Raw genomic sequence first — 21,564 nt, forward strand, 5'->3', positions numbered from 1 at the left:
GCTTGTGGCCGCTCTACAACTCCGCGCTCGCGCGCGGGTCGATGATGCCGCACTCCTTGATTTTGTAGAGCAGCGCCTTGTAGCTGATGCGCAGCTTGGTGGCCGCGCGCCGCTTGTTCCACGCGGTGCGCTGGAGCATGGCCAGTATCGCCTCGCGCTCGGCCAGCATCGCCGCCCGCTTCCCGATGTCCTTCAGGGACAGCTCCCCCGTCGGCGCGGGAGGCGGCGGCGGCTGCGGCACGTCGAACGGGTTGACGTAGCGCGGCGCGGCCACCACCGCGTTGGCGGACTCCATCACCATGGGCCCGTGCACGGGCGGCGCCAGCGGCGCGACGGAGGCCAGACCGAAGGCGGCGCCTCGCGACGGCATCTCCAGCACCTGCACGGAGGGCGGCGGCGTGCGGAAGCCCTCGTCGTGCGCGCGGCCGAACGGGCCACCGTCATCCCCCGCGTAGGACGTGGGCAGGGACGGCGCGCTCGCCGGCGCACGGACCGCCGCGCGAAGCTCGTCGAGCACCAGCGTGGGGTCCTTCAGCACGCACAGGCGGCGGACCATGTTCTCCAGCTCGCGCACGTTGCCGGGCCAGTCGTAGTCCGCGAAGGCGTGCAGCACTTCCGTGGGGAGCTCCGACACGCCGTTCACGTAGCCGCGGCCGTACTTCTTGAGGAAGTGGTCCGTCAGCGGCACCACGTCCTCCCGGCGCTCGCGCAGCGGCGGCAGGCGGATGGCCACGACGTTGAGGCGGTAGAAGAGGTCCTCGCGGAAGTTGCCCAGCGCGATTTCCTTCTCCAGGTCGCGGTTGGTGGCCACGACGACGCGGCTGTCCACGCGCACGCTCTTCTTGCCACCGACGCGGAAGAACTCCTCGTCCTGGAGCACCTGGAGCAGCTTGGCCTGGAGCCGGATGGCCATCTCGCCAATCTCGTCCAGGAAGATGGTGCCCTGGTCGGCCAGCTCGAACTTGCCCGGCTTCTCCGCCGTGGCGCCGGTGAAGGCGCCGCGCTCGTGGCCGAACAGCTCGCTCTCCAGCAGCTCGCCCGGCAGCGCCGCGCAGTTCACCTTGATGAACGGGCGGTTGCGCCGCTGGCTGCGCGCGTGGATTTCCCGGGCGATGACCTCCTTGCCCGTACCGGACTCACCCAGCAGGAGCACCGGCACGTCGGTGTCGGCGATCCGCTCCACCAGCGCCCGCGCGCGGCGCATGGACGGCGAGGTGGAGATGAGCACGCGCTGCTCCTGCGTCGTGTCCACCACCGGCGCCACGCTGCGAGGAGGCGGCAACACGGGCGCCACGGCCTGACGCTCCGGGGCACGCGTCCCCAGGGCGCGAGCGAGCGCGTCCTGGAGTTCGTCATTGCCGAACGGCTTCGACAGGTAGTCGCTGGCCCCCATCTTCATGGCCCGGACGGCATCGTCCGCGCCGGACAGCGCGCTCAGCACGATGACCGGCGCGCCACCGCCCATGGATTGATAGCGGCGCAGGACCTCCAGGCCGCTCATCTCGGGCATCACCACGTCGAGCAGCACCGCGTCGAAGGAGCCACCTGACAGCATCTCCAGCGCCTGGTTGCCATTGGCCGCACAGCGCACCTGGTACCCCGCACTGCCGAGCAGCTCGGACAGAAACGTGCGCACCGACTCTTCGTCATCCACCACCAGCACCGCGATCCGGTCCATCCCCTCGCCTCCACTCGCCCGCTGCATCGAAGTCCCAACCACCCTCACACCGACAGCCGGGCCGTGTTCCCGACCATTCGGCGAAACTCTCGTGCGCGTCGCATGTCCTGCTGCGCCGCGCGCAACAACTGCATGGGCGTCCCCACGGAGTCAGGGAAGCTCACCGTCCCCAGCTCCAAGGATGTCCGCACCACCTTGCCCTCGACCTGGAAGCGCGCCGTTTCGAAGCGCGTCGCCACGCGGGATACCACCTCCTGCACCGACTCCGCGGGCGTTCCCGGCAGCATCAGCGCGAATTGACAGTCGCCCACGCGAGCGACCGCATCCGCCTCCCGCACCGTCTGCCCCAACACCACCGCGCTGTACACCAGCAGACGCTCCGCCATGCCGCGCCCGAACTCCTTCCGGAACGCCGCCCAACCGCCCACCTCCGCCGCCATCACGGAGAAGCCGCCGCCGTAGCGCTCGGCCCGCCGGGCCTCCAGGCTGATGAGCTCCAGCAAGAAGGGCCGGTTGTAGAGTCCCGTCACCGGGTCATGAAGCGCCTGCGCCGTCCCCGCCTCTTCTCCCGCCGCCGCGCGCAGCACCGCGTCCTTCAACTGCAACTGCGCATGGAGCTTCGTCGCCAGCTCCGAACCGCTCCCCGAGCGAGGCACCAGGTCCACGCACTGCCCACGCTCCAGGCAGTAGCGCCGGGCCTCCGCGTCCTGGTCGTCCACCAGGTAGAGCAAGGGCACCGCGCCATGGCTGAGCTGCCGCAACCGACGCGCCACCTGCACGGCCGCGAAGTCCGGCGCCTGGGCGGCCAGCAACACCGCCGACGGACGGATGACCTCGAAGAGTGGCACCGCCGCGTCGAAACGCGTCACCGGCACCACCCGGAAGCCCGCCTCCGACAGGAGCAGCCGGGTCCGCTCCAGGTCCATTGCTCGTGGCTCGACGACGAGCACGGTGGGCGGCTGTCCTGCCTTACCCACTCGCTTCCTTCTCACACCCACCGTTCCACCTTCCCGCGTGTAGTTTTCTCCGCCGCTTTTGGAGGCCCGACCCCGGAATTACAGCCTCACACCCCATCCTGACTGCTTCATCCCCTCGGATTTACTAGAGAAGGGAACGTTGCTACCCATCTTGGGCAGGTGTTTTAGCAATGGTTGTGCCACCTTTGACCTCATGCAGACGCGCTTCGAACTCCGCGGGGTCGACGCGGTGCATGAAGGCCGGCACGCCCTCGATGACGACCACGGGGATGTCGTAACGCCAGCGGGTGAAGGCCTCCGCGTCCTCGAGGATGGAGATGATCCTCAGGTCGAAGGGGATGCGGGCACGGACGGACTCCACGACGGCGGCTGCCTTGTCGCAGAGAGAGCAGTTGGGTTTCGAGTAGATATCGACGCGCATGCGGGGCAGGATGGGCGGTTGATGCGTGGCTTGTCTGGCGACTTTTCGACGATGCCTCTCAAGGACCTCGTCGTCTATCTGGGGAACCGGCGAGCGACGGGGTCGCTGAAGGTGGAGCGTGGCGACGTCCGTAAGCAACTCGAACTGCGCGAGGGCCATGTGGTCAGCGCCAGTTCCAATCAGCCGCGAGAGTTCTTCGGTCAGTTCCTCATCAATATGGGGCACCTGACGGAGGACCAACTCGAGAAGGCGTTCTCCACCCAGGCGGCGACGCGCATCTTCCTGGGGAAGATTCTGGTGATGACGGGCCTGGTGCCCGAGGCCACCGTCCGGGGCACGCTCAGCCACAAGTTCCGGGAGATGATTCTGGACGCCTTCCACTGGGAGGAGGGCCAGTTCGTCTTCGAGGCCGCGGACACGGCGCCGGAGGTCGCGGGGCTGGAGGTCAGCGTGGACCTGCTGGACATCCACCGCGAGGGCGAGTTCCGCGAGACGGCCTGGCAGGCCATCCGCGCCGTCTTCCCGTCCGGCGCGGTCCGGCTAGCGGTGGACGAGCGCAAGCTGCCCGAGCGGAAGCCCGGGAGCATGGACGAGCGCATCGTCTCGCTCATCAAGGAAGGCCTCACCATCGACGGCATCGCGCTGGCGCTGCACGCGACGGACTTCTTCCTCTATCAGCGCCTGTACGCGCTCTACCGCCTGGACGCGGTGAAGATTTCGGACGAGCCGACGGTCGACGAGACCTCCATCGTCGTGGAGGACGAGGAGGACACCGGCGTCATCGGCTCCGAGACGTCATCCGACGAGGTGCTCCAGGCCGCGCAGTTGTTCCTCGACGCGGGGAACATCCGGGACGGCGAGGCGCTGGCCCGGCGCGCGCACGAGATGGCGCCCTCCCCGCGCACCGTGGAGTTCGTCAAGGCGGCTCAGGAGAAGCTGCTGGTGTTCTTGCGCAAGGAGCTGGCGGAGCCGGCGAAGGTCCCCACGCTCCAGGTGGCGCCGGCGCATCTGAAGACGCTGCAGCTCTCCGCCCCGGAGCGCTACCTGCTGTCGCGCATCGACGGGCGGCGCGACGTGGCCGCCATCGTCCACGTGTCCCCGCTCCAGGAGTTGGACGCGCTGAAGTACTTCGCCGGCTTCGTCGACGCGGGGCTGGTGACGCTGACGCCGCGCTGAGCCGGGCGGGCGCTGGCGACGCCCCGCCCCTGGAGGCTCGCGTCAGTGCTTGCCCGCGGCGGACGCGGGCGCCGTCGCCTCGACGGGCACGCGCTGGAGCCCCAGCCGGATGGCCTCGCGGCCCAGCCAGGGCGCGCGGATGCGCCACTTCGGATCATTGACGATGAGCGCGGCCACCGCGACGCGCGGGTTGTCCTTGGGCGCGAAGCCCACGAACCACGAGTAGTCCCGGAACGGCTCCCGGTCCGCCAGCGAGCCCGTCTTCCCCACCGCGCTGTCCACGCGGAAGTTCCGCTCCCGGAACACGCTGCGCGCGGTGCCCTGCGTGACGGTCGCCTCCAGGAGCGTGGTGAGGTCCTTCGCCACCTCGGGCGAGAGGACGACGTCCCCTTCGGGCGGCAGTACCGGCACGGGCCCGTCCTGCTCGAAGAGCACGGGGTCCACCCAGCGGCCCTCGTTGGCGGCGACCGCGGCCATCAACGCGCCGTGCAGCGGGGACAGGTACACGTCCCCGAAGCCCGCGCCGGTGTTGGCGAACCCGAACGGCTCCTCCGGGATGGCCGCCAGCGAGATGTCCGTCGGCACGGGGAAGTCGATCTCACGGTTGAAACGGAACCGGGCCGCCATGCGGCGCAGCCCGTCCACGGAGAGGTGCTTGCCGGTCAGCTTCGCGAAGATGACGTTGGCGCTCTTGCCCATGGCGAGCGCCAGCGAATAGCAGGAGCCGTCCCGCTCGCTGTCCTGCAGGAGCTTCTCGGACAGACGCCGCTTGCCCCCATGGAAGCACTCCTCCGAGTCCGGCGTGACGCCCGCCTCCAGCAGCGCGCTCCCGGTGACGACCTTGAAGACGCTGGCCGCGGGGAACACCGCGCGTACGGGCAGCCCCCGCAGCTCTGGCTGCGCCGCGGAGTGCTCCGCCAGCGCGAGCACGCGCCCGGTGGACGGCTCCAGCACCACGGCCGCGCCGTACGGGGTTTCATAGTTGCGGAGAATCTGCGTCAGCGACGCCTGCAGCACCGGATCAATGGTGAGGCGCGTCTTCTTGCCGCCCTTCTCCTTCACCACCAGCTTCTCGCCCTCCAGCGTGGCGCGGGCCATCAGGTCCGCCGTCTTGGACAGCGGCTTCACCTTCGCGATGGGGGGCGCCTTCTCGCGGGAAGGCACCGGCAGGGGCGGCACCATCCCAGGCTCCGCGGCCAGCGCCGCGAGGCCCCCATCCGGGGACACACCGCCGAGCACCGCCGCTGCGGAGACGGCGTCCGACGTCCCCGAGTCCGCCCCCTGCGCCTGCGCTTCCGCCTCATTTGCAACGGGCGCGGGCTCCGGCGTCAACGCCTGGGCTGCCGCCTCTTGGGCGACGGGCGCGGGCTCCGGCGTCAACGCCTGGGCTGCCGCCGCTTGGGCGACGGGCGCGGGCTCCGGCGTCAGCGCCTGAACGCCGGCGTCCGTCGCCTCGGCCAGAACCCGCGCCCCGGCGCCTCCATCCTCGGACGGGGTGGCGGAAGCGGCGGGGTTCGGCTCGGACGACCCCAGGAGGACGACGAGCGGGCACAACACGGCTGCGGACAGGAGACGGCGGTGGATGCGCATTGCAGCGAGCGGGCTCCGGGGGGTGAGCGAGCCCGAATCCTACCGGCTGAGGGCGGGCTGTCCACGGACGCTTCCCTGACTGCTTCCGCGTCCAACGAAATTCAGAAACTTGGCGTCCGGGTGTGCATCTCCGCTAGGTTCCCCCACACTTTGGACGGATTGAAAGAGACGATGGTGATCTGGAGCGCTGAGCTCCGCCGCGCGGTGCGCAGTGGCCGCGCGGTGGTGTTGCTCGGGCTCTACAGCATGTTCTCCGCCTTGGTCCTGCTGGTGGTGGGCTGGCTCACAGCCCAGGTCCGCAACGTCGTCCTCCAGCAACTGGCCAACGCGGACGCGGATACGACGGCAAACGCCACCGCGCGCATCAACGAGGAGATGCGCAAGGGCGTGCTGGGCATCTTCACCAGCAACGACTCCGCGCTGGTCGAAGCCCTGGCCCAGGTGCCGCTCGAGGTGTTGATCGTCTTCAAGATCACCCTCTTCTTCCTGCCCGCCTACATCGCGCTGATGGGCTTCGATCAGATCAGTGGCGAAGTGGGGCCGCGCTCCATCCGCTACCTCACGGTGCGCGCGCGGCGCTCGTCGGTGCTGCTGGGCAAGTTCCTGACGCAGGCCTCGCTGCTGCTCGGGCTCGTGCTCATCATCGACCTGGCCATCTTCGTCTACGCCCGCATCGCCAACCCGGACTTCGGCTTCGCCGCCATGGGCCTCAACCTGCTGAAGTTCTGGCTGGCCGCCATCGTCTACTCGCTGGCCTACGTGGCGCTCACCACCCTGTGCTCGTGCCTCTTCCGCGTCCCCGCGGTGAGCCTGGTGTTCAACTTCATCTTGATGTTCGTCTTCTGGCTGCTGTCGACCATTGGCCAGGCCCCCGGGAACACGGACAGCAGTCTGCGCTTCCTGCGCTACGTGTCGCCGTCGCACTACGCGGGCGACCTGCTGCATCCTGGCCTGGCCCAGTTTGGCACGAGCGGAGCCGCGTACGCGGGCTTCGCCTTCGTCTTCCTGATGGCGGCCTACGGCATCCTGCGCGCGAGGGACCTGTGAGCGACCTGGCCATTGAACTGTTCGGTGTCTCCAAGCGATTCGGTCCCAAGGTGGCCGTCAGCGGAGTGAGCTTCAGCGTGCCCAGAGGCTCCGTGTACGGCCTCATCGGGCCCAACGGCGCGGGCAAGACGACCACCTTCTCCATGATGTGCGGCTACCTCTATCCCTCCGAGGGCACGCTCAAGGTCATGGACGTGGACCCCACCACGCCGGGCGCCCTCAAGGGCCGGCTGGGCGCGCTCCCCCAGGACGCGGTGCTGCCGCCGGGCTGGGAGGTGGGCGCGCTGCTGACGTACTGGGCCCGGCTGTCCGCCCTCGCCAACCCCGAGCGCGAGGCCCGCGAAGCCCTGGACAAGGTGGGGCTCATGGAGGCCTGGAAGGTCCAGACACAGGCGCTCAGCCACGGCATGGCCAAGCGCGCCGCCATGGCCCAGGCGCTCATGGGCAGCCCGCCGCTGGTGCTGCTGGACGAGCCCACCGCCGGCCTGGATCCCCGCATCGCCGCCCAGGTCCGTCAGGTCATCCGCGACATGAAGGGCCGCCAGACGGTGGTGGTCTCCAGCCACAACCTCCAGGAGCTGGAGGAGCTCTGTGACGCGGCCGCCATCCTCGACAAGGGCACGCTCGCCCAGGCGGGGACCATGTCCGAGCTCACCGGCCAGGGCGCCGAGTTCCGCGTGCAGATCGCCAAGGGCCAGGTGATCATCCCCGAGCTCACCGCGATGCCCCACGTCACGGACGCGCGCATGGAGAGCGACACCGTGCTGCGCGTGAGCTTCAGCGGCGGCGTCGCGCCCGAGGAGGTCATCAGTCACGTCGTGCGGCACCTGCTCCAGCACGACGTCCTCATCCTCGGCGTCAGCCGGGGCCAGCGCCTGGAAGACCGCGTCCTCCAGATGCTCTGAGGTCCCCTGGCGGGCTGGGACACTCCAGCGCTCAGCCCGCCTTGCGCACCCAACCCACGTAGCAGTGCTCGCGCCGCTCCATGCGGACCAGTGGATTCCCCGTAGCCTGGCACCACGCCGGAAGGTCCGCCTCCAGGCCGCGGTCCGTGGAGACAAGCTCCACCAAGGTCCCGGGCGCCAATGCACGCATCGCCTTGGCGAGTTCCAGGATGGGCATGGGACACAAGGCTCCTCGAGCGTCGATGTGCACGTCGGCGTTCATGATCGAGACTCTGGCGGAATTTTTACGAGGTCTCCCAAGTTTTGGGCCCCCTGAAGGGGCTCGGCTCCATGGAAGGCCAGACCGGCTTGCTTGCGCGTCTGGAATTCCCTCTGTTAAGACCGCCGCCCTCTGCCCTCGTTGAAAACCGCTCGGGCCCACAAGCCGGCCCCATGGCGAAGGAGCATGACCTACTCATGAAGCCCAATGTCATCGTGGCCCTGTTGGTCGGCCTGGTGCTCGGGTTCGTCGGAGGCCGCGTCACGACCGGCTCTTCCACGAAGTCCGAGGTCGCCAAGGCCGCGCCGAACTCTCCCGCCGCCGCCCCCACCGCGCCGGGAGGTCGGCGTCCGGTGGACCCCACCGTCTTCAAGGTGCCCATCGAGAACTCCCCTGTCCACGGCAGCGCCGACGCGCTCATCACCGTGGTCGAGTTCTCCGACTACGAGTGCCCCTTCTGCAGCCGCGCCAACGCCACCGTCGAGCAGCTCGAGAAGCAGTACGGCAACAAGCTCCGCGTGGTGATGAAGCAGAACCCGCTCTCCTTCCACCCGCGCGCCAAGCCCGCCGCCATTGGCGCGATGGCCGCCGGTGAGCAGGGCAAGTACTGGGAGTTCCACGCCAAGCTCTTCCAGAACCAGAAGAAGCTCGATGACGCCTCGCTGGAGCAGTACGCGAAGGACATCGGCCTGGACGTGGCCAAGTGGAAGGCCGAGCTGGCCAACCCCAAGTTCCAGGACATCATCACCCGCGATCAGGCCCTGGCCAGCCAGTTGGGCGCCAGCGGCACGCCGGCCTTCTTCATCAACGGCCGCTTCCTGTCGGGCGCGCAGCCTCTCGCCAACTTCCAGGCGCTGATCGACGAGGAGCTCCCCAAGGCGGAGGCCCTGGTGAAGAGCGGCACGCCGGCCTCGCAGGTGTACGCGAAGATCATCGAGAAGGGCTCCGAGCGCGCCGCCCCCAAGGCGCAGCAGCAGCAACAGCAGCCCGCCGCCGCGGTCCGCAAGATCGAGATCCCCACCGACTCCCCCTCGTTCGGCCCGGCCACCGCGAAGGTGACCATCGTCGAGTGGTCCGACTTCGAGTGCCCGTTCTGCAGCCGCGTGGGCCCCTCGCTGGCGAAGATCAAGGAGGCCTACCCGAACGACGTGCGCGTGGTGTTCCGTCACCAGCCGCTGCCCTTCCACCCGAACGCGAAGCTGGCCGCCGAGGCCTCGCACGCCGCGCACGAGCAGGGCAAGTTCTGGGAGTACCACGACAAGCTGTTCGCCAATCAGAAGGCCCTGGACCGCGCCTCCCTGGAGAAGTACGCGCAGGAGCTGGGTCTGAACATCTCCAAGTTCAAGGGCGCCCTGGACCAGGGCAAGTTCAAGGCGAAGGTGGAGGCGGACTCGTCCGCGGGCAACGCAGTGGGCGCCAACGGCACCCCGACGTTCTTCATCAACGGCCGTGAGTTCGTGGGCGCGCAGCCCTTCGAGTCCTTCAAGCGCGTCATCGACGAGGAGATTGGCAAGGCGGACAAGCTGCTCGCCGCCGGCACCAAGCCCGCGGACCTCTACGCGAAGATCAACGCGGAGAACGTCGCCAACGCCCCGAAGGCGGCCGAGGGTGCCGCGCCGGGTGCCCCGGCCGAGCCGCCCGTTCAGAAGGTGGACGTGGGCAACGCCCCGGTGAAGGGTGAGAAGAACGCGCCCATCACCATCGTCGCCTTCTCCGACTTCGAGTGCCCGTTCTGCAGCCGCGTGGTGCCCACGCTGAAGCAGCTCGAGGACCAGTACGGCGCGAAGATCAAGGTCGCCTTCAAGAACCAGCCGCTGCCCTTCCACGCCAACGCCAAGCCGGCCGCCGCCGCCGCGCTGGCCGCGCACGAGCAGGGCAAGTTCTGGGAGTACCACGACAAGCTGTTCGCCAATCAGCGCGCGCTGGACCGCGCCTCCCTGGAGAAGTACGCGCAGGAGCTGGGCCTGAACATGGACAAGTTCAAGGCCGCCATGGACCAGGGCAAGTTCAACGCGCAGATCGAGGCGGACATGGCCCAGGCTTCCAGCCTCGGCGCCAACGGCACCCCGACGTTCTTCATCAACGGCCGCACGCTCATCGGCGCGCAGCCGGTGGACGCCTTCAAGCGCGTCATCGACGAAGAGCTGAAGAAGGGCGCGGTGGCGGACTCCAAGTAGTCCCCGCCGAGGCCTCCCAGGCCTGACGCGACAAAGGCCGTCGGACCCATGAGGTCCGGCGGCCTTCGTCTTTTCAGCGACCGCGGAGGACGCGCTCAGGACACGGCGATGGCGTCAATCTCCACCTGGGCGCCCTTGGGCAGCGCGGACACCTGCACGGTGGCCCGGGCCGGCGGCGCGCCGGTGAAGTGACGGCCGTAGACCTCGTTCACCCGGGCGAAGTCCCCCAGGTTGGTGAGGTAGATGGTGCAGCGCACGACGTGGGTGAAGTCCAGCCCGCTCGCGGCGAGCACGGCCTTCAGGTTCTCCATCACCTGCTCGGCCTGCGCGACGACGTCACCCTGCACCATCTCCATGGTGGCGGGGTTGAGGGGAATCTGACCGGAGAGGAAGGTCATCTTCCCCGCGTCCACCTGCACGGCCTGCGAGTACGGGCCAATGGCCTTGGGGGCCTGATCGGAGTGGATTGCCTTGCGAGCCATGCGGCGCACCTCGGGGTGAGGAGCGGCCCGCCACGGGCCGCCCGGGGTTTCCGGGCGCTCTATCACGAAAGGCTGGGGCCGTTAGATGCGCTCGACGGAGTAGACCCCCTGGAGCCGCTCGATGGTTCGCATCAGGTCGGTGAGCTGCTTGAGGTCGGAGATGATGACCTCGAAAGTGTTCACCGCCCGGTCATCCCCCGTGGCCCGGCAGTTGGCCTGGGAGATGTTGACGCTCTTCTTGGAGAAGGTGTTGGTGATGTCCGCGAGCAGACCCGGGCGGTCCGCGGAGAGGATGCGCAGGGTGACGGGGCGCTTGAAGTCGCCCTTCACGTCCCAGTTCACATCCACGCGCCGCTCCGGATCCGTGGCCAGCGCCTTTTCACAGCCGACCGTGTGCACCGTGACGCCCCGTCCCCGGGTGATGAAGCCGGCGATGGGGTCGCCGGGGACGGGGTTGCAACACCGTCCGAAGCGAACGAGCACGTCGTCCACGCCACCAATCTGCACGCCGCTGCGGTTGCTGCGGCCCACCAGGCGCTTGGCCAGGTCGGTGACGCGTGACAGGCCGGGCAGCACGGAGTTGCCCCCGGCCCCTCCCTGCTGCGCGGGGGACGTGGCGGCATCCGCGCGGGCGCCCGCCTCCATCGCGTTGATCTTCTCCGCGGGGACGAGGCGGTGCGACAACTGCTGCGGCGTCACCTTGCCGTAGCCGATGGCCACCAGCATGTCGTCTTCCACTCGGAAGCCGAGGTCCACGGCGACCTTCTTCATCTCGCCGTTCTTGAGCAGCTTGTTGAAGTTGAGCTGGAAGCGCTTGAGCTCGCGGTCCGCCAGCTCGCGCCCCAACTGCAGGCTCTTCTCACGCTGCTGCTGCTTGATGAAGCCGCGGATGCGCTGCTGCGCGCGGCTCGTCTTGACGAAGGTGAGCCAGTCCTTGGACGGGTGCTGCTGGGGGCTGGTGAGCACCTCCACCGTGTCCCCGTTCTTCATCTTGTAGCGGAGCGGGACGATCTTCCCGTTCACCTTTGCGCCCACGCACCGGTTGCCCACGTCCGAGTGGATGGCGTAGGCGAAGTCCACCGGCGTCGCGCCGCGCGGCAGCGAGCGCACGTCGCCCTTGGGCGTGAAGACGAAGACCTCGTCGGTGAAGAGGTCCACCTTCACCGTCTCCAGGAACTCCTTCGGGTCCTTGAGGTCCTGCTGCCACTCCATCAGTTGCCGCAGCCAGGCGAACTTCTCGTCATCCTTGGAGATGACGGCCTTGCCCTCCTTGTACTTCCAGTGGGCGGCGATGCCTTCCTCGGCGATCTTGTGCATCTCCTCGGTGCGGATCTGCACCTCGACGCGCTCGCTGAGCGGGCCGATGATCGTCGTGTGCAGCGACTGGTACATGTTGGGCTTGGGGATCGCGATGAAGTCCTTGAAGCGCCCCGGCACCGGCTTCCACATCTCGTGCACCAGACCGAGCGCCTCGTAACAAGAGGGCGCGGTGGGCGCGATGATGCGGAACGCGATGATGTCGTGAATCTGATCGAAGTCGATGCCCTGTGACTTGATCTTCTTGTAGATGCTGTAGACGTGCTTGAAGCGGCCGCTCACCTCGCCCTTCAGCCCACGCTCCGCGAGCTTCGAACGGATGACGTCGCACGTCTCCTCGATGTACTTCTCCCGCTCCTTCTTGCGCTTGTTCAGCTTCTCCGACAGCGCGAAGAACTCCTGCGGCTTCACGTAGCGGAAGCTGAGGTCCTCCAGCTCCGTCTTGATCCACGAGATGCCCAGTCGGTTGGCCAGCGGCGCGTAGATGTCCAGCGTCTCTTGCGCGATGCGGGCCTGCTTCTCTTCCGACATGTGGTCCAGCGTCCGCATGTTGTGCGTGCGGTCCGCCAGCTTCACCAGGATGACGCGGATGTCCTGCGCCATCGCGATGATCATCTTCCGGAAGTTCTCCGCCTGCTTCTCCTCTTGCGAGAGGCTGGCGGACGCGGAGAACTTGGAGAGCTTGGTGACACCATCCACCAGGTGCGCCACCTCGGAGCCGAAGAGCTCGGTCAGCTCCTCCGCCGTGGCCAGCGTGTCCTCGATGGTGTCGTGAAGGAGCCCGGTGACGATGGACGCCTCGTCCAGCTTGAGCTCGCCCAGGATGCCGGCGACCTCGAGCGGGTGGACGAGGTAGGGCTCGCCTGACTTCCGGAGCTGACCCTGATGGACCTTGGCCGAATAGACGTAGGCCTTCTTGATGATGTCCAGGTCGGGGTCGGGGTGGTACTGGGAAACCCGTTGGAGGATGTCGTTCAGGCGAATCATCGAATGAGGAGCAATCGTAACTTTGCACCAACGGAGGGGCAACGTCGCCCCACACCTGGACGTCACCTGCCTCTCGGACGCCCCCATTGGTGCGTTCGCTTTCGTTGACCCGGTGTTTTACGGCCCCGTAGATTCGGCCCGCTCATGTCACAGCTCCTGCTGTCCTCCCTCGCCGTGGTCTGCCCGAACTGTGACGGGTACAACGCCCCTCGCTCGGCCGCATGCACGCTTTGCGGGCAGGCCCTGAGCGAACAGTCCCCCGCCCCCCGGCCTGCCGCCACCCGGGCGCCCGCCGCGGTGGCCCGTCCTGGGACGCCTCCGGGCAACAAGCCTGTAGCAGTCTCCAGCTTCCCGGGAGGAAAGGTGGCGGAGCCGGTGGTTCCGCCCGCCCCCAGCGCGGTGCCCCCGGGGCTGAGACCGTCGGCGCGCACCCCGCCGCCCACCGCCGCGGGGTTGATGGTGGAGCGTCCCCCGGTCGCCCGGGCTCCCGCGGCGCCTCCGGGCATCGTGTCCCGCACGGGGGGCGCCTCCGGCCCCGCCACGACGCGGCCGCCGCCCCCAGTTCCGGACAGCGCCATGCCCGGGAGGACCGGAGCGACCACGCTGCCGCCCCGTCCCGCGCCCCCGGCGGCGTCCCGCTTCGGGCTCGCCGTCATCGCGGGCTCCGCGCGCGGCCAGCGCTACAAGCTGCCCGTCACGGGCTGTGTCGTGGGCCGACAGCGCGGCGCCATCCTGTTCTCGGATGACGTCTTCGTGTCGCCCCTGCACGCCACCTTCCTGGTGAAGGACGGCGCCCTGTACGTGCGCGACGAGTCGAGCGCGTCGGGCGTGTTCGTCACGGTGGGTGGTACGGAGGCGCTGACGCCTCGGACCCTCTTCAGCGCGGGCCAGCGGTTGTTCCGGTACACGGGCCGCATCGAGCCCCAGCCGCCCGTGTCTGGCCGCCCCGCCATCTACGGCGCGCCGATGCCCTCGGGTCAGGCGGTATACGGCGTGGAGGAGGTCCTCGTGGGCGGCCGCGCGGGCCGCGCGGTGATGACCGCGGCGCCGCTGCTCACCATCGGGCTGGCCCACTGTGACTTGAGCTTCCCGGGTGAAGAGGGCCTCGCCGGCCGGCACTGCGAGCTGTCCCCGACGCCCACGGGCGCGCTGCTGCGCGACTTGTCCGGTGGACTTGGGACGTACGTGCGCCTCGCCAGCGGCGTGGAGCGCCCGCTCCGCCCCGGCGACCGGGTGCGGCTGGGCCAGCATGTGCTCCAGGTGGAAGCGCTGGGCTGAAGCGGCCCGGCGGTGCGCCACGGTCCGCCTCACGGCGGCGTGGCCATGGCGGCAAGGTCCCGACCAGCGCGGCGGGCCATGACGGCAAGTTCCCGACCCAGGCACCGGGCGGCGCGGCCATGACGGCAGGCTCCCGAACGGCACGTCTGGAGGCGGGGCCACGACGCCAAGCTCCCGACCCGCGTGCCGGGCGGCGTGGCCATGACGGCAGGCTCCCGAACGGCACGCCGGGAGGCGCGGCCATGACGCCAAGCTCCCTACCCGCGCGCCGTGCAGCGTTGCCCTGACGCCAAGGTCCCGACCCGCGCGCCGCCCCCATGCCCTCATCGAGAGGACACGGTGCGCCGCGCTACGGCGACGACGGCTGCGCCACCGTACCGCCCAGCCGCTGCTCGATGAGCGCGCGCGCCTTGGACGAGGGCTGCTCACGCAGGTGGCGGTTCCACCAGCCGCGGGCCTCTTCCTTGTCCGGATTCGGCCGATGCCAGTACATCTCGCCCAGCTTCAGGGCCAGCTCGGGGTCTCCGCTGCGGCCAAAAGCCTCGCGATACTTGGACGCCGCCATCCCGACGTCCGCACGCTGCAGCGCCTTGTCCCCTTCCCGCGTCAGCTCCAGCGCGCGCTCCACGTTGCGCGCCCCCGACACGATGGCCCTGTCGTAAAGCGGCACATCCGGGCTCGCGCCCACGGCGGTGTGGTTCGAACCCGCGGGCACCGGAGCGTTGTTGGGCAGGGCGTACGGCAGGTCCTTGTTCCCGCCGCCCCCACCCATGAAGAAGTAGTAGGCGAAGAAGCCGGCCGCCGCGAGAACCAGCAGGATGGTCAGCGACTTGAAGAAGAACGCGACGCCCCCGTTGCCCCCCGCCCCCGGCTGCGTGTGGACCAGCGAGTCCGTCTGCTCGCGCGTGGCGTCCATCGCATCGGCGTTCGCCGGCAGCGGCTCGAGCACGCCCGGCAGGGCGCGCACGGTGGCCTCCATCGTCACTTCATTGCCCCAGCCCGGCACCGTGGCGTCGCGGACATCGCCCTGCTGCGGCCCCGCGGCGGACTTGCGCGGCAGCGGCGCCAGCACGGCGGACGAGTTCGCCGCGGCACGGCGCGGCGCGGCCTCATTGCGGCGGCGCTCCTTGTCCACCGCCTGGAGCTCGGCCTTGAAGGCCTCGGCGCTGGCGGGGCGGTCCGCTGGATTCTTCGACAGCGCCCGGAGGATGAGCCGCTCCATGGCCGGAGAGATGCGCGCGTCCGGACGGCGGCGCGTGGGCGGCGGCGGCTCCTCGGTGAGGTGCTTGGTGGCGAAGCCCACCGCCGAGTCCGACTCGAAGGGCAGCAGCCCCGTCATCAACTGGTAGAGGATGACGCCCACCGCGTACAGGTCCGAGCGATGGTCCAACTGCGAGCCGCGCGCCTGCTCCGGCGACATGTACTCGGGGGTGCCGCACACGAAGCCCGCGCGGGTGAGCGCCGGGCCGTCATCCGTGGAGTCGGTGATCTTCGCGATGCCGAAGTCGAGCACCTTGACGAAGTCCGGCTCGTTGCGCCGGGGCTCCACCATGATGTTTTCGGGCTTGAGGTCACGGTGGATGACGCCCGCACCGTGCGCGTCCGAGAGCGCGCTCAGCACCTGGCTGACGATGCGCACCACGCGCCCCTCGTTGAGGGGCCACTCGCGGCTGAGAATCTGGTGCAGGTCCTGCCCCGCCACGTACTCCATGGCGATGTAGAGGGCGCCGTCCTCGGCCTGGCCGAAGTCGAGCACGCTGATGGAGTTGGGGTGGTTGAGGCGGCTGGCGGCCTTGGCCTCGCGCTGGAAGCGCGCCACGGTGCGCTCGTCCGACAGGAGCGTGTGCCGCAGGACCTTCAGCACCACCACCTTGTCCAGGGAGAGCTGGCGGGCACGGAACACCTTGCCCATGCCGCCCTCGCCAATGAGGGCCTCGACCCGGTACTTGTAGGCAATCGTCTTGCCGACGTACTCGTCCGTATCGGGCGTGCGCACGAGGGTCGCGCCGCAGGCGGGACAGAAACGGGAGGATTCTTGGGCGTCGGCGCCGCAGGAGGGGCAGTGCAAGGAAGCGTTCCCCAAGGGGGGTGGGCCTGGGACTTCATCATGCCGCTCGGGTAGGGAGCAAGCCGCGAGCAACGCAAGGCAAGCAACCAGGCCCCAGCCCTGGTACAACCCCTAGCCCTCCATGGACGCGATGGAATACTGCCCCCGCTGTGACACCGAGAATCCCCGGGACGCCTCCGTCTGCCGTGCCTGCGGCTCGCCGCTGCGCTCCGGAACGATGGTGATGGCCGTCGCGAGTATCGCCGCGCGCCCGCAGGTTTCCATCCGCGTGGTCCGGGCGGACGGCGGCCCGGAATCCATCGTCCGAATGCAGCGAGACACCCTCACCTGCGGCCAGCAGGGGGACATCTCGCTGTCGGACGACCCCTTCATCATGCCCCTCCAGGTGCGCTTCTTCTTCTCCGGCATCCGGCTGGCGGTGGAGGACGTGGGCGGCGCCAACGGCGTCTTCGTCCGGCTGCGCCAGGAGCGCGAGGTGCCCCCTGGCGGCGAGCTGCGCCTGGGACGGCAGCGGCTCGTCCTGGAGCCGATTCCCGCCGCGGCCACCGGCCCGGGGGGGACGCAGGTCTGGGGCTCACCGGATCCCGGCTACCGGTTGCGGCTGGTGCAGTTGCTGGAAGGCGGCCTGCGCGGCGGCGCCTACCCCCTGCGCGAGGGCGACAACCTCCTCGGCCGTGAGCAGGGCGACCTCACCTTCCCCACGGACGGCTTCGTCTCCGGGCGTCACGCCGTGCTGCAGGTGAAGCAGGACCGGCTCCAGGTCCGCGACGTGGGCTCGTCCAACGGCACCTTCATCCGGCTGTCGGGCCCCACCTTCGTGGACAACGGGGACCACTTCCTCATTGGCCGGCAGTTGCTCCGCGTGGAAATCCAGGCGCCGGCGGCCTGAAAACGCGAAGGGCCGCACGGGGGCAATCCCCCGCGCGGCCCCGAAGCCCTCGGCCATCAGCCGTAGGACTTCTCCTTCTTCTCCTGCTCTTCCTTGCAGCGGATGCAGAGCGTCGTCACCGGGCGCGCCTCCAGGCGCTTGGGCGAGATGTCCTCTTCGCACCGCTCGCAGATACCGAACGTGCCGTCCTCGATGCGGACCAGCGCCTTTTCGATTTTCTGCAGCAGGAACTTCTCACGGTCCCGCAGGCGGAAGACCATCGACTGCGCGTACTCGGAAGACGCCAGGTCGATCTCGTCGGGAAGGTCGTCCGTGTCGAAACTGGACTCCTCCACCAGGGTCTTCTTGGCGCTCTCGAGCAGGCTCGTCTTGCTGTCCTCGAGCATCTTCTTGTAACGCTTGAGATCTTTCTGGTTCACAGCCTTCGCTCCAGTCCAGCGAGGGTTTGGGGCCCTGCACCCCAAAAAAAGGGCCCGAAAGCTTTATTCATGCGGACTTCGGTGTCAAGCTGACCCGGGTCCGTACCGAGGGTGAAGGGAGGGGCGTTTGACCGAGAACACGAAGTTCGACCGAGAATTTCTTCGCTCGGCCCTCTCGTTGGCGGGGAAGAACGAGGTCGACCACTTCCTTTATATCTGCGACACGCCCATTCCCGCCGAGGAGTTTCGCGGGAGGCCCGCGCGCAAGAAGCTCGTCTACGCCGTCACGATGCCCAAGCTGGCGGAGGAGCACCTCGCCAAGAAGGTCCGTGCGCTCGTCATTCCCGCCTACGACTACTCGCGCACCGAGCGGGTCAAGGTGGCGCTCGTGTCCGCGCTGTCCCAGGGCGCGTTCAAGGAAGGCGACCTCGTGCTGTGCATGACGGGCAAGGTGGGCCGCGCGCCGGACACGTTGATGCAGATGCGCATCGGCGGCTCGCTCGATGACCGGCTGGCCATCGAAGGCGTGAAGCTGGGCGACGAGTTCAATTCGCAGGTGGTGGACGCGCTCATCCAGCTCGCGCTGCAGATTGGCCAGGAGGGCTTCGAGGGCCACCCCATCGGCACCATCATCACCATTGGCGCCCACAACACCGTGCTCGAGAAGAGCCGGCAGATGACCATCAATCCGTTCCAGGGCCTCTCCGAGTCGGAACGGAACGTGCTCGACCCGAAGATTCGGGAGGCCATCAAGAACTTCTCCGTGCTGGACGGGGCCTTCGTCATCCGCGAGGACGGCGTCGTCCTGGCCGCGGGCCGCTACCTGTCCGCGGCGGACGAGGCGGTGAAGATTCCGCTCGGCCTGGGCGCGCGCCACGCGGCCGCCGCGGGCATCACCTCCACCACGGGCTGCATCGCCCTGGTGGTGAGCCAGACGTCGGGCGCGGTGCGGCTCTTCAAGGGCGGCAACATCGTCCTGGAGCTGCACCAGACGGCGCGCCGGACCTGAGCCGCGCTCAGTCGCCCTGCTCCTTGCGTTCCTCGCGGTAGATGTCCGCCAGGGCGTGTGCGCGCTCGACCTCGTCCCGCGCCGCGTCCACCACCAGCGCCTGGTCGAAGCGGGCCACGCGCTCGCGCAGGGCCTGGGTGACGATGCCGCCCGCGGTGAGCCGCGCGGAGGCGCTCTCCCGCTCGCGGCGCAGCTCCGCCACCCGGTCTCCCAGCTCACTCGCGGCCTCCAGCAACAACCGGCCGTCGGTCTCCGCGCGCTCCAGGGCCTCACGGGTGGAGGCGAGCAGGTCCTCCGCCTGGGCCTGGTCCTTCTCCAGCACGCGGACGGCGTGCACGTCACCCCGCTCCTTCGCGGTGGCGCGCCGGGAGGTCAGCTCCTCCAACCGCCGGGCATACCGCGACTGGGCGCGAGTCAGGTCCGCCTTGAGGGCCAGCAGCGTGGCCGCGGACTTGCGGACCTCGGCGGCCTGCCGGTCCAGGTTGTCGATGAGCTGGTCGAAAGCGGCCAGCGGGTCCGCTGGACGCGACGGCTCCTTCTTCCGTTTCCCGAACAAGCCGAAGAACATGGCGCGAGCCGCAGCCTACCCGAAGGGCCGGCACAACAACCTCACGCGATTGAGGGCGTCGTGCGTGGCCTGTCCACCGGCGCCCAGGGCCGACAGGTACCGTGCGGGGGTCATCCCGTACACGCCCAGCAGGTGCTGGAGCAGCAGGAGGCTCTCCGCCGCGCGCCGGTCCGCGGGCGCCAGCGAGGCCGCCTCGACCAGGGCCCCCAGGATGTCCGTCACGCGGTTCACGGCGTCGGCGCTCGGGGCCTCGGTTCCGGCCGGGCGCTCGGGCTGCTCGGGGAAGAGCGCGTCGAACGAGGCGTCCACCGCCACGGTCTCCGGAGCGTCCCGGCCCGCCGCCACGGCCTCCAGCGCCTCCAGGTGCGGCGTGAGCAGCTCGAGCGAGTCACCGGACGCGGGCACGTCCCGAGGCAACAACGTGCGCCACGGCGTGTCGAACTCGGTGCGCGCCCAGAGAATCTCCTCGTCGGACAGGTGGTGATAGAAGGCGCGGCCCCCCGCGGCCCGCTGCTCCCGCACGAGGACCCGAAGGTCGGGGTTCTCCTCACCCAGGGAGATGAAGCTCAGGGCGATGTCCAGCGCGTCCATGGGCGCGCGGGTGCGGCGGATGAGGTCCAGGTCCACGCGGTCCTCACCGTCGGTGATGAGCACCACGGTGGCCCGGGCGAGGTATGGATCCCTGCCCTGCGCGGCGCGGATGGAGTCGAAGGCGGACATCAGCGCGAGCGTGATGTCCGTCTGCCCCTCCGCGGGAGAGTCACGGAACAGCTTCTCCAACTGACGCGTGGCCTCCAGCGCCGAGTCCACCCGCGCCAGCTCGGTGGGCACGTCGTTGAAGAAGCTGAAGTACAGCGGGTCGAACGTCTCGCCCCGGCGGGCCTTCACGCGCAGGTTGTTGAGCTCGGCGATGACAATGGCGTCGCGGAAGCGGGCACGCGCGCCGTGCATGGAGCCGGACGCGTCACAGACGTACACGCGCACCGCGGTGCGCTTCACCTTCCGGGGCCGAGGCGGCGGTTCGTCGTCGAGGTAGGCGCGCACCAACTGATGGCTCGCCGCCAGGTCGCGCAGCAGCATGCGCGGGTCTGTCAGGACGAAGTTGTGGACCTCGTGGAGGCTGCCCGTCGTTTCGTAGGACATCGTCTGCGTCGGATACGGCACGCGGCGAGGCACCGCCCGGGCCGTCCGCGTGTCCGCCAGGACGATTTCCTCGGACAGCGAATCCTCCACGTCGAAGTACCGGGCGCAGCCGGCGGCCAGTTCGAAGGTGGAGAGCTGCTCGGGCCGCAGCGAGAAGGCCAGGTCCGTCAGCAACTCGTCGGGACGCAGCTCTGGCGGCGGCGCGTCGAGAGGCGCCGGCGCTTCACCGAACCAATGGGACAACCCGTCAAGCTCCGCCCGCTCCATCAGCGCCGACAGGTGCGTGGGCGCCGGGAGCAAGGGTGTCAGGGCGGCACGGGCCACATCCGCCAGGGCCGCGTCTCCCGCCTCCAACGCCCGCTCATACAAACCCTTCAGCGAGCGGTAGGCCACCTGCGGCTCACGCCGTGCCGCGTGCCGCACGTGCCGGAGCAGCTCATCCATGGAGCGCACCGCGGGGACGGCGCGCACCCGCTCGCGGGCCTCCGCCACCTTGCGCCGCAAGGCCATGCCCCGTTCGCGGTCATGGTCCGCGCCCAGGCGAATCAACAGCTCGTGCGCCAGGTCCAAATCCCTGCGCTTCTGCGTGACGTCGGTGACGTTCGCCCGGGCCCGGCCCGCGAAGAACTCGGCGGCGGCCAGCCGCGCGCTGGCGGGCGACTGACGTGAACGCGGCGCATCCAGGCGCACGTAGATTTCGAGGGTGTCATCCTCCTCGGGCTCCAGCGAAGGACGGGAGAACAGGTCCGCCACCTTCACCACACGCGACAACTGGATGAAGGCCTTCTCCAGCACCGCGTGTGCCCCCGGCAGGGGTTCTCCCGCGCGCCACGCCCGCTCCACGGCCGTCACGCACGTCTCCGCCTCTTCGAGCGCTTGGTGGGCCCTGCCGAGCAGGCCCTGCGCCAGCACGCCAGCCCGCCCCTTGCGGAGCCCCAGGTCCTTGAGCAGCAACGCGTCCGCGGACGTGTGGACGCCCACCCGGTCCAAATCCCTGTCCAACGCGGAGAGCACCGGCAGCGCGAGGTCTTCCGGACCGCGCGCGCGACGCCCCAGCAGCGACCATGACCGCCACCCGCGCCGTGCGGGCGCGGGGTGCTGGAGCGCATCCAGGCGCTTCCGCAGGTCCGAGAGCCGCCGCGCCAGCACGTTCAACGCCTCCGTTCCAGATTAC

Annotated in this window: 18 protein-coding genes; 7 read left to right on the forward strand and 11 right to left on the reverse strand. The window is 69.2% G+C overall.

The genetic code is table 11. From position 1 onward, the window contains the following. Positions 1-13 precede the first annotated feature (13 nt). The 3 genes from A176_RS18155 to A176_RS18165 all read right to left on the reverse strand — a co-directional run bounded on the left by A176_RS18155 (position 14) and on the right by A176_RS18165 (position 3,076). A complete protein-coding gene (locus A176_RS18155) occupies positions 14-1,678 on the reverse strand; it encodes a sigma-54-dependent transcriptional regulator (RefSeq protein WP_002640285.1) in 1,665 nt (554 codons plus the stop codon). Between the two features lie 44 nt (positions 1,679-1,722). Further along, the gene (locus A176_RS18160; protein WP_002640284.1) at positions 1,723-2,655 is read right to left on the reverse strand and encodes a GGDEF domain-containing protein; all 933 of its coding nucleotides are present in this window, start codon (positions 2,653-2,655) and stop codon (positions 1,723-1,725) included. Positions 2,656-2,797: 142 nt separating this feature from the next. After that, complete coding sequence (locus A176_RS18165; RefSeq protein WP_044890785.1) at positions 2,798-3,076, reverse strand: glutaredoxin family protein; 279 nt, start codon at positions 3,074-3,076, stop codon at positions 2,798-2,800. A 21-nt stretch (positions 3,077-3,097) separates the two neighbouring features. On the opposite strand from A176_RS18165, the gene A176_RS18170 reads away from it, so the two are divergent. After that, positions 3,098-4,252: a DUF4388 domain-containing protein gene (locus tag A176_RS18170; protein ID WP_021781521.1), complete on the forward strand. Its 1,155-nt coding sequence runs from the start codon at positions 3,098-3,100 to the stop codon at positions 4,250-4,252. A gap of 42 nt (positions 4,253-4,294) precedes the next feature. Here the strand turns inward: A176_RS18170 and A176_RS18175 are convergent, their stop codons facing one another. After that, a complete protein-coding gene (locus A176_RS18175) occupies positions 4,295-5,842 on the reverse strand; it encodes a penicillin-binding transpeptidase domain-containing protein (protein WP_002640281.1) in 1,548 nt (515 codons plus the stop codon). Between the two features lie 171 nt (positions 5,843-6,013). Here A176_RS18175 and A176_RS18180 point away from each other — a divergent pair, with 171 nt between their 5' ends. Both A176_RS18180 and A176_RS18185 read left to right on the forward strand, forming a co-directional pair. After that, the gene (locus A176_RS18180; RefSeq protein ID WP_193409794.1) at positions 6,014-6,889 is read left to right on the forward strand and encodes an ABC transporter permease; all 876 of its coding nucleotides are present in this window, start codon (positions 6,014-6,016) and stop codon (positions 6,887-6,889) included. Further along, positions 6,886-7,794, forward strand: a complete 909-nt coding sequence (locus A176_RS18185) for an ABC transporter ATP-binding protein (protein WP_002640279.1) — start codon at positions 6,886-6,888, stop codon at positions 7,792-7,794. Before A176_RS18180 ends, A176_RS18185 begins: the two co-directional genes overlap by 4 nt. Positions 7,795-7,825: 31 nt before the next feature. On the opposite strand, the gene A176_RS18190 is transcribed toward A176_RS18185, so the two are convergent. Continuing rightward, complete coding sequence (locus tag A176_RS18190; RefSeq protein WP_044890783.1) at positions 7,826-8,056, reverse strand: sulfurtransferase TusA family protein; 231 nt, start codon at positions 8,054-8,056, stop codon at positions 7,826-7,828. A 194-nt stretch (positions 8,057-8,250) separates the two neighbouring features. Here A176_RS18190 and A176_RS18195 point away from each other — a divergent pair, with 194 nt between their 5' ends. After that, positions 8,251-10,230, forward strand: a complete 1,980-nt coding sequence (locus A176_RS18195; RefSeq protein ID WP_002640277.1) for a DsbA family protein — start codon at positions 8,251-8,253, stop codon at positions 10,228-10,230. Positions 10,231-10,325: 95 nt separating this feature from the next. Here the strand turns inward: A176_RS18195 and A176_RS18200 are convergent, their stop codons facing one another. Together A176_RS18200 and A176_RS18205 are read right to left on the reverse strand one after the other, a co-directional pair. After that, the gene (locus A176_RS18200; RefSeq protein WP_193409795.1) at positions 10,326-10,721 is read right to left on the reverse strand and encodes a RidA family protein; all 396 of its coding nucleotides are present in this window, start codon (positions 10,719-10,721) and stop codon (positions 10,326-10,328) included. Between the two features lie 72 nt (positions 10,722-10,793). Continuing rightward, on the reverse strand, positions 10,794-13,016 hold the full coding sequence (locus tag A176_RS18205) for a RelA/SpoT family protein (RefSeq protein WP_002640275.1): 2,223 nt from the start codon (positions 13,014-13,016) through the stop codon (positions 10,794-10,796). 144 nt (positions 13,017-13,160) lie between these two features. Between A176_RS18205 and A176_RS18210 the strand changes: the two genes are divergently transcribed. Beyond that, positions 13,161-14,294: an FHA domain-containing protein gene (locus A176_RS18210; RefSeq protein WP_044890782.1), complete on the forward strand. Its 1,134-nt coding sequence runs from the start codon at positions 13,161-13,163 to the stop codon at positions 14,292-14,294. Positions 14,295-14,643: 349 nt separating this feature from the next. Here the strand turns inward: A176_RS18210 and A176_RS18215 are convergent, their stop codons facing one another. Continuing rightward, positions 14,644-16,362 (reverse strand): serine/threonine-protein kinase, encoded by a 1,719-nt coding sequence (locus tag A176_RS18215; protein WP_144429567.1) that lies wholly within the window; start codon positions 16,360-16,362, stop codon positions 14,644-14,646. 121 nt (positions 16,363-16,483) lie between these two features. On the opposite strand from A176_RS18215, the gene A176_RS18220 reads away from it, so the two are divergent. Continuing rightward, entirely contained in the window at positions 16,484-17,251 is a 768-nt protein-coding gene (locus tag A176_RS18220) for an FHA domain-containing protein (RefSeq protein WP_002640272.1), read from the forward strand. Positions 17,252-17,307: 56 nt separating this feature from the next. On the opposite strand, the gene A176_RS18225 is transcribed toward A176_RS18220, so the two are convergent. Further along, positions 17,308-17,670 (reverse strand): TraR/DksA family transcriptional regulator, encoded by a 363-nt coding sequence (locus A176_RS18225; protein ID WP_002640271.1) that lies wholly within the window; start codon positions 17,668-17,670, stop codon positions 17,308-17,310. Positions 17,671-17,797: 127 nt separating this feature from the next. Between A176_RS18225 and A176_RS18230 the strand changes: the two genes are divergently transcribed. Further along, a complete protein-coding gene (locus A176_RS18230; RefSeq protein WP_002640270.1) occupies positions 17,798-18,679 on the forward strand; it encodes a DNA integrity scanning protein DisA nucleotide-binding domain protein in 882 nt (293 codons plus the stop codon). 7 nt (positions 18,680-18,686) lie between these two features. Here the strand turns inward: A176_RS18230 and A176_RS18235 are convergent, their stop codons facing one another. Further along, positions 18,687-19,247: a PspA/IM30 family protein gene (locus tag A176_RS18235; protein WP_002640269.1), complete on the reverse strand. Its 561-nt coding sequence runs from the start codon at positions 19,245-19,247 to the stop codon at positions 18,687-18,689. Between the two features lie 15 nt (positions 19,248-19,262). Next, positions 19,263-21,539: a vWA domain-containing protein gene (locus A176_RS18240; protein WP_002640268.1), complete on the reverse strand. Its 2,277-nt coding sequence runs from the start codon at positions 21,537-21,539 to the stop codon at positions 19,263-19,265. Positions 21,540-21,564: the final 25 nt, after the last annotated feature.

Origin of the sequence: Myxococcus hansupus, from assembly GCF_000280925.3 — a bacterium.
Taxonomy (GTDB): Bacteria; Myxococcota; Myxococcia; order Myxococcales; family Myxococcaceae; genus Myxococcus; species Myxococcus hansupus.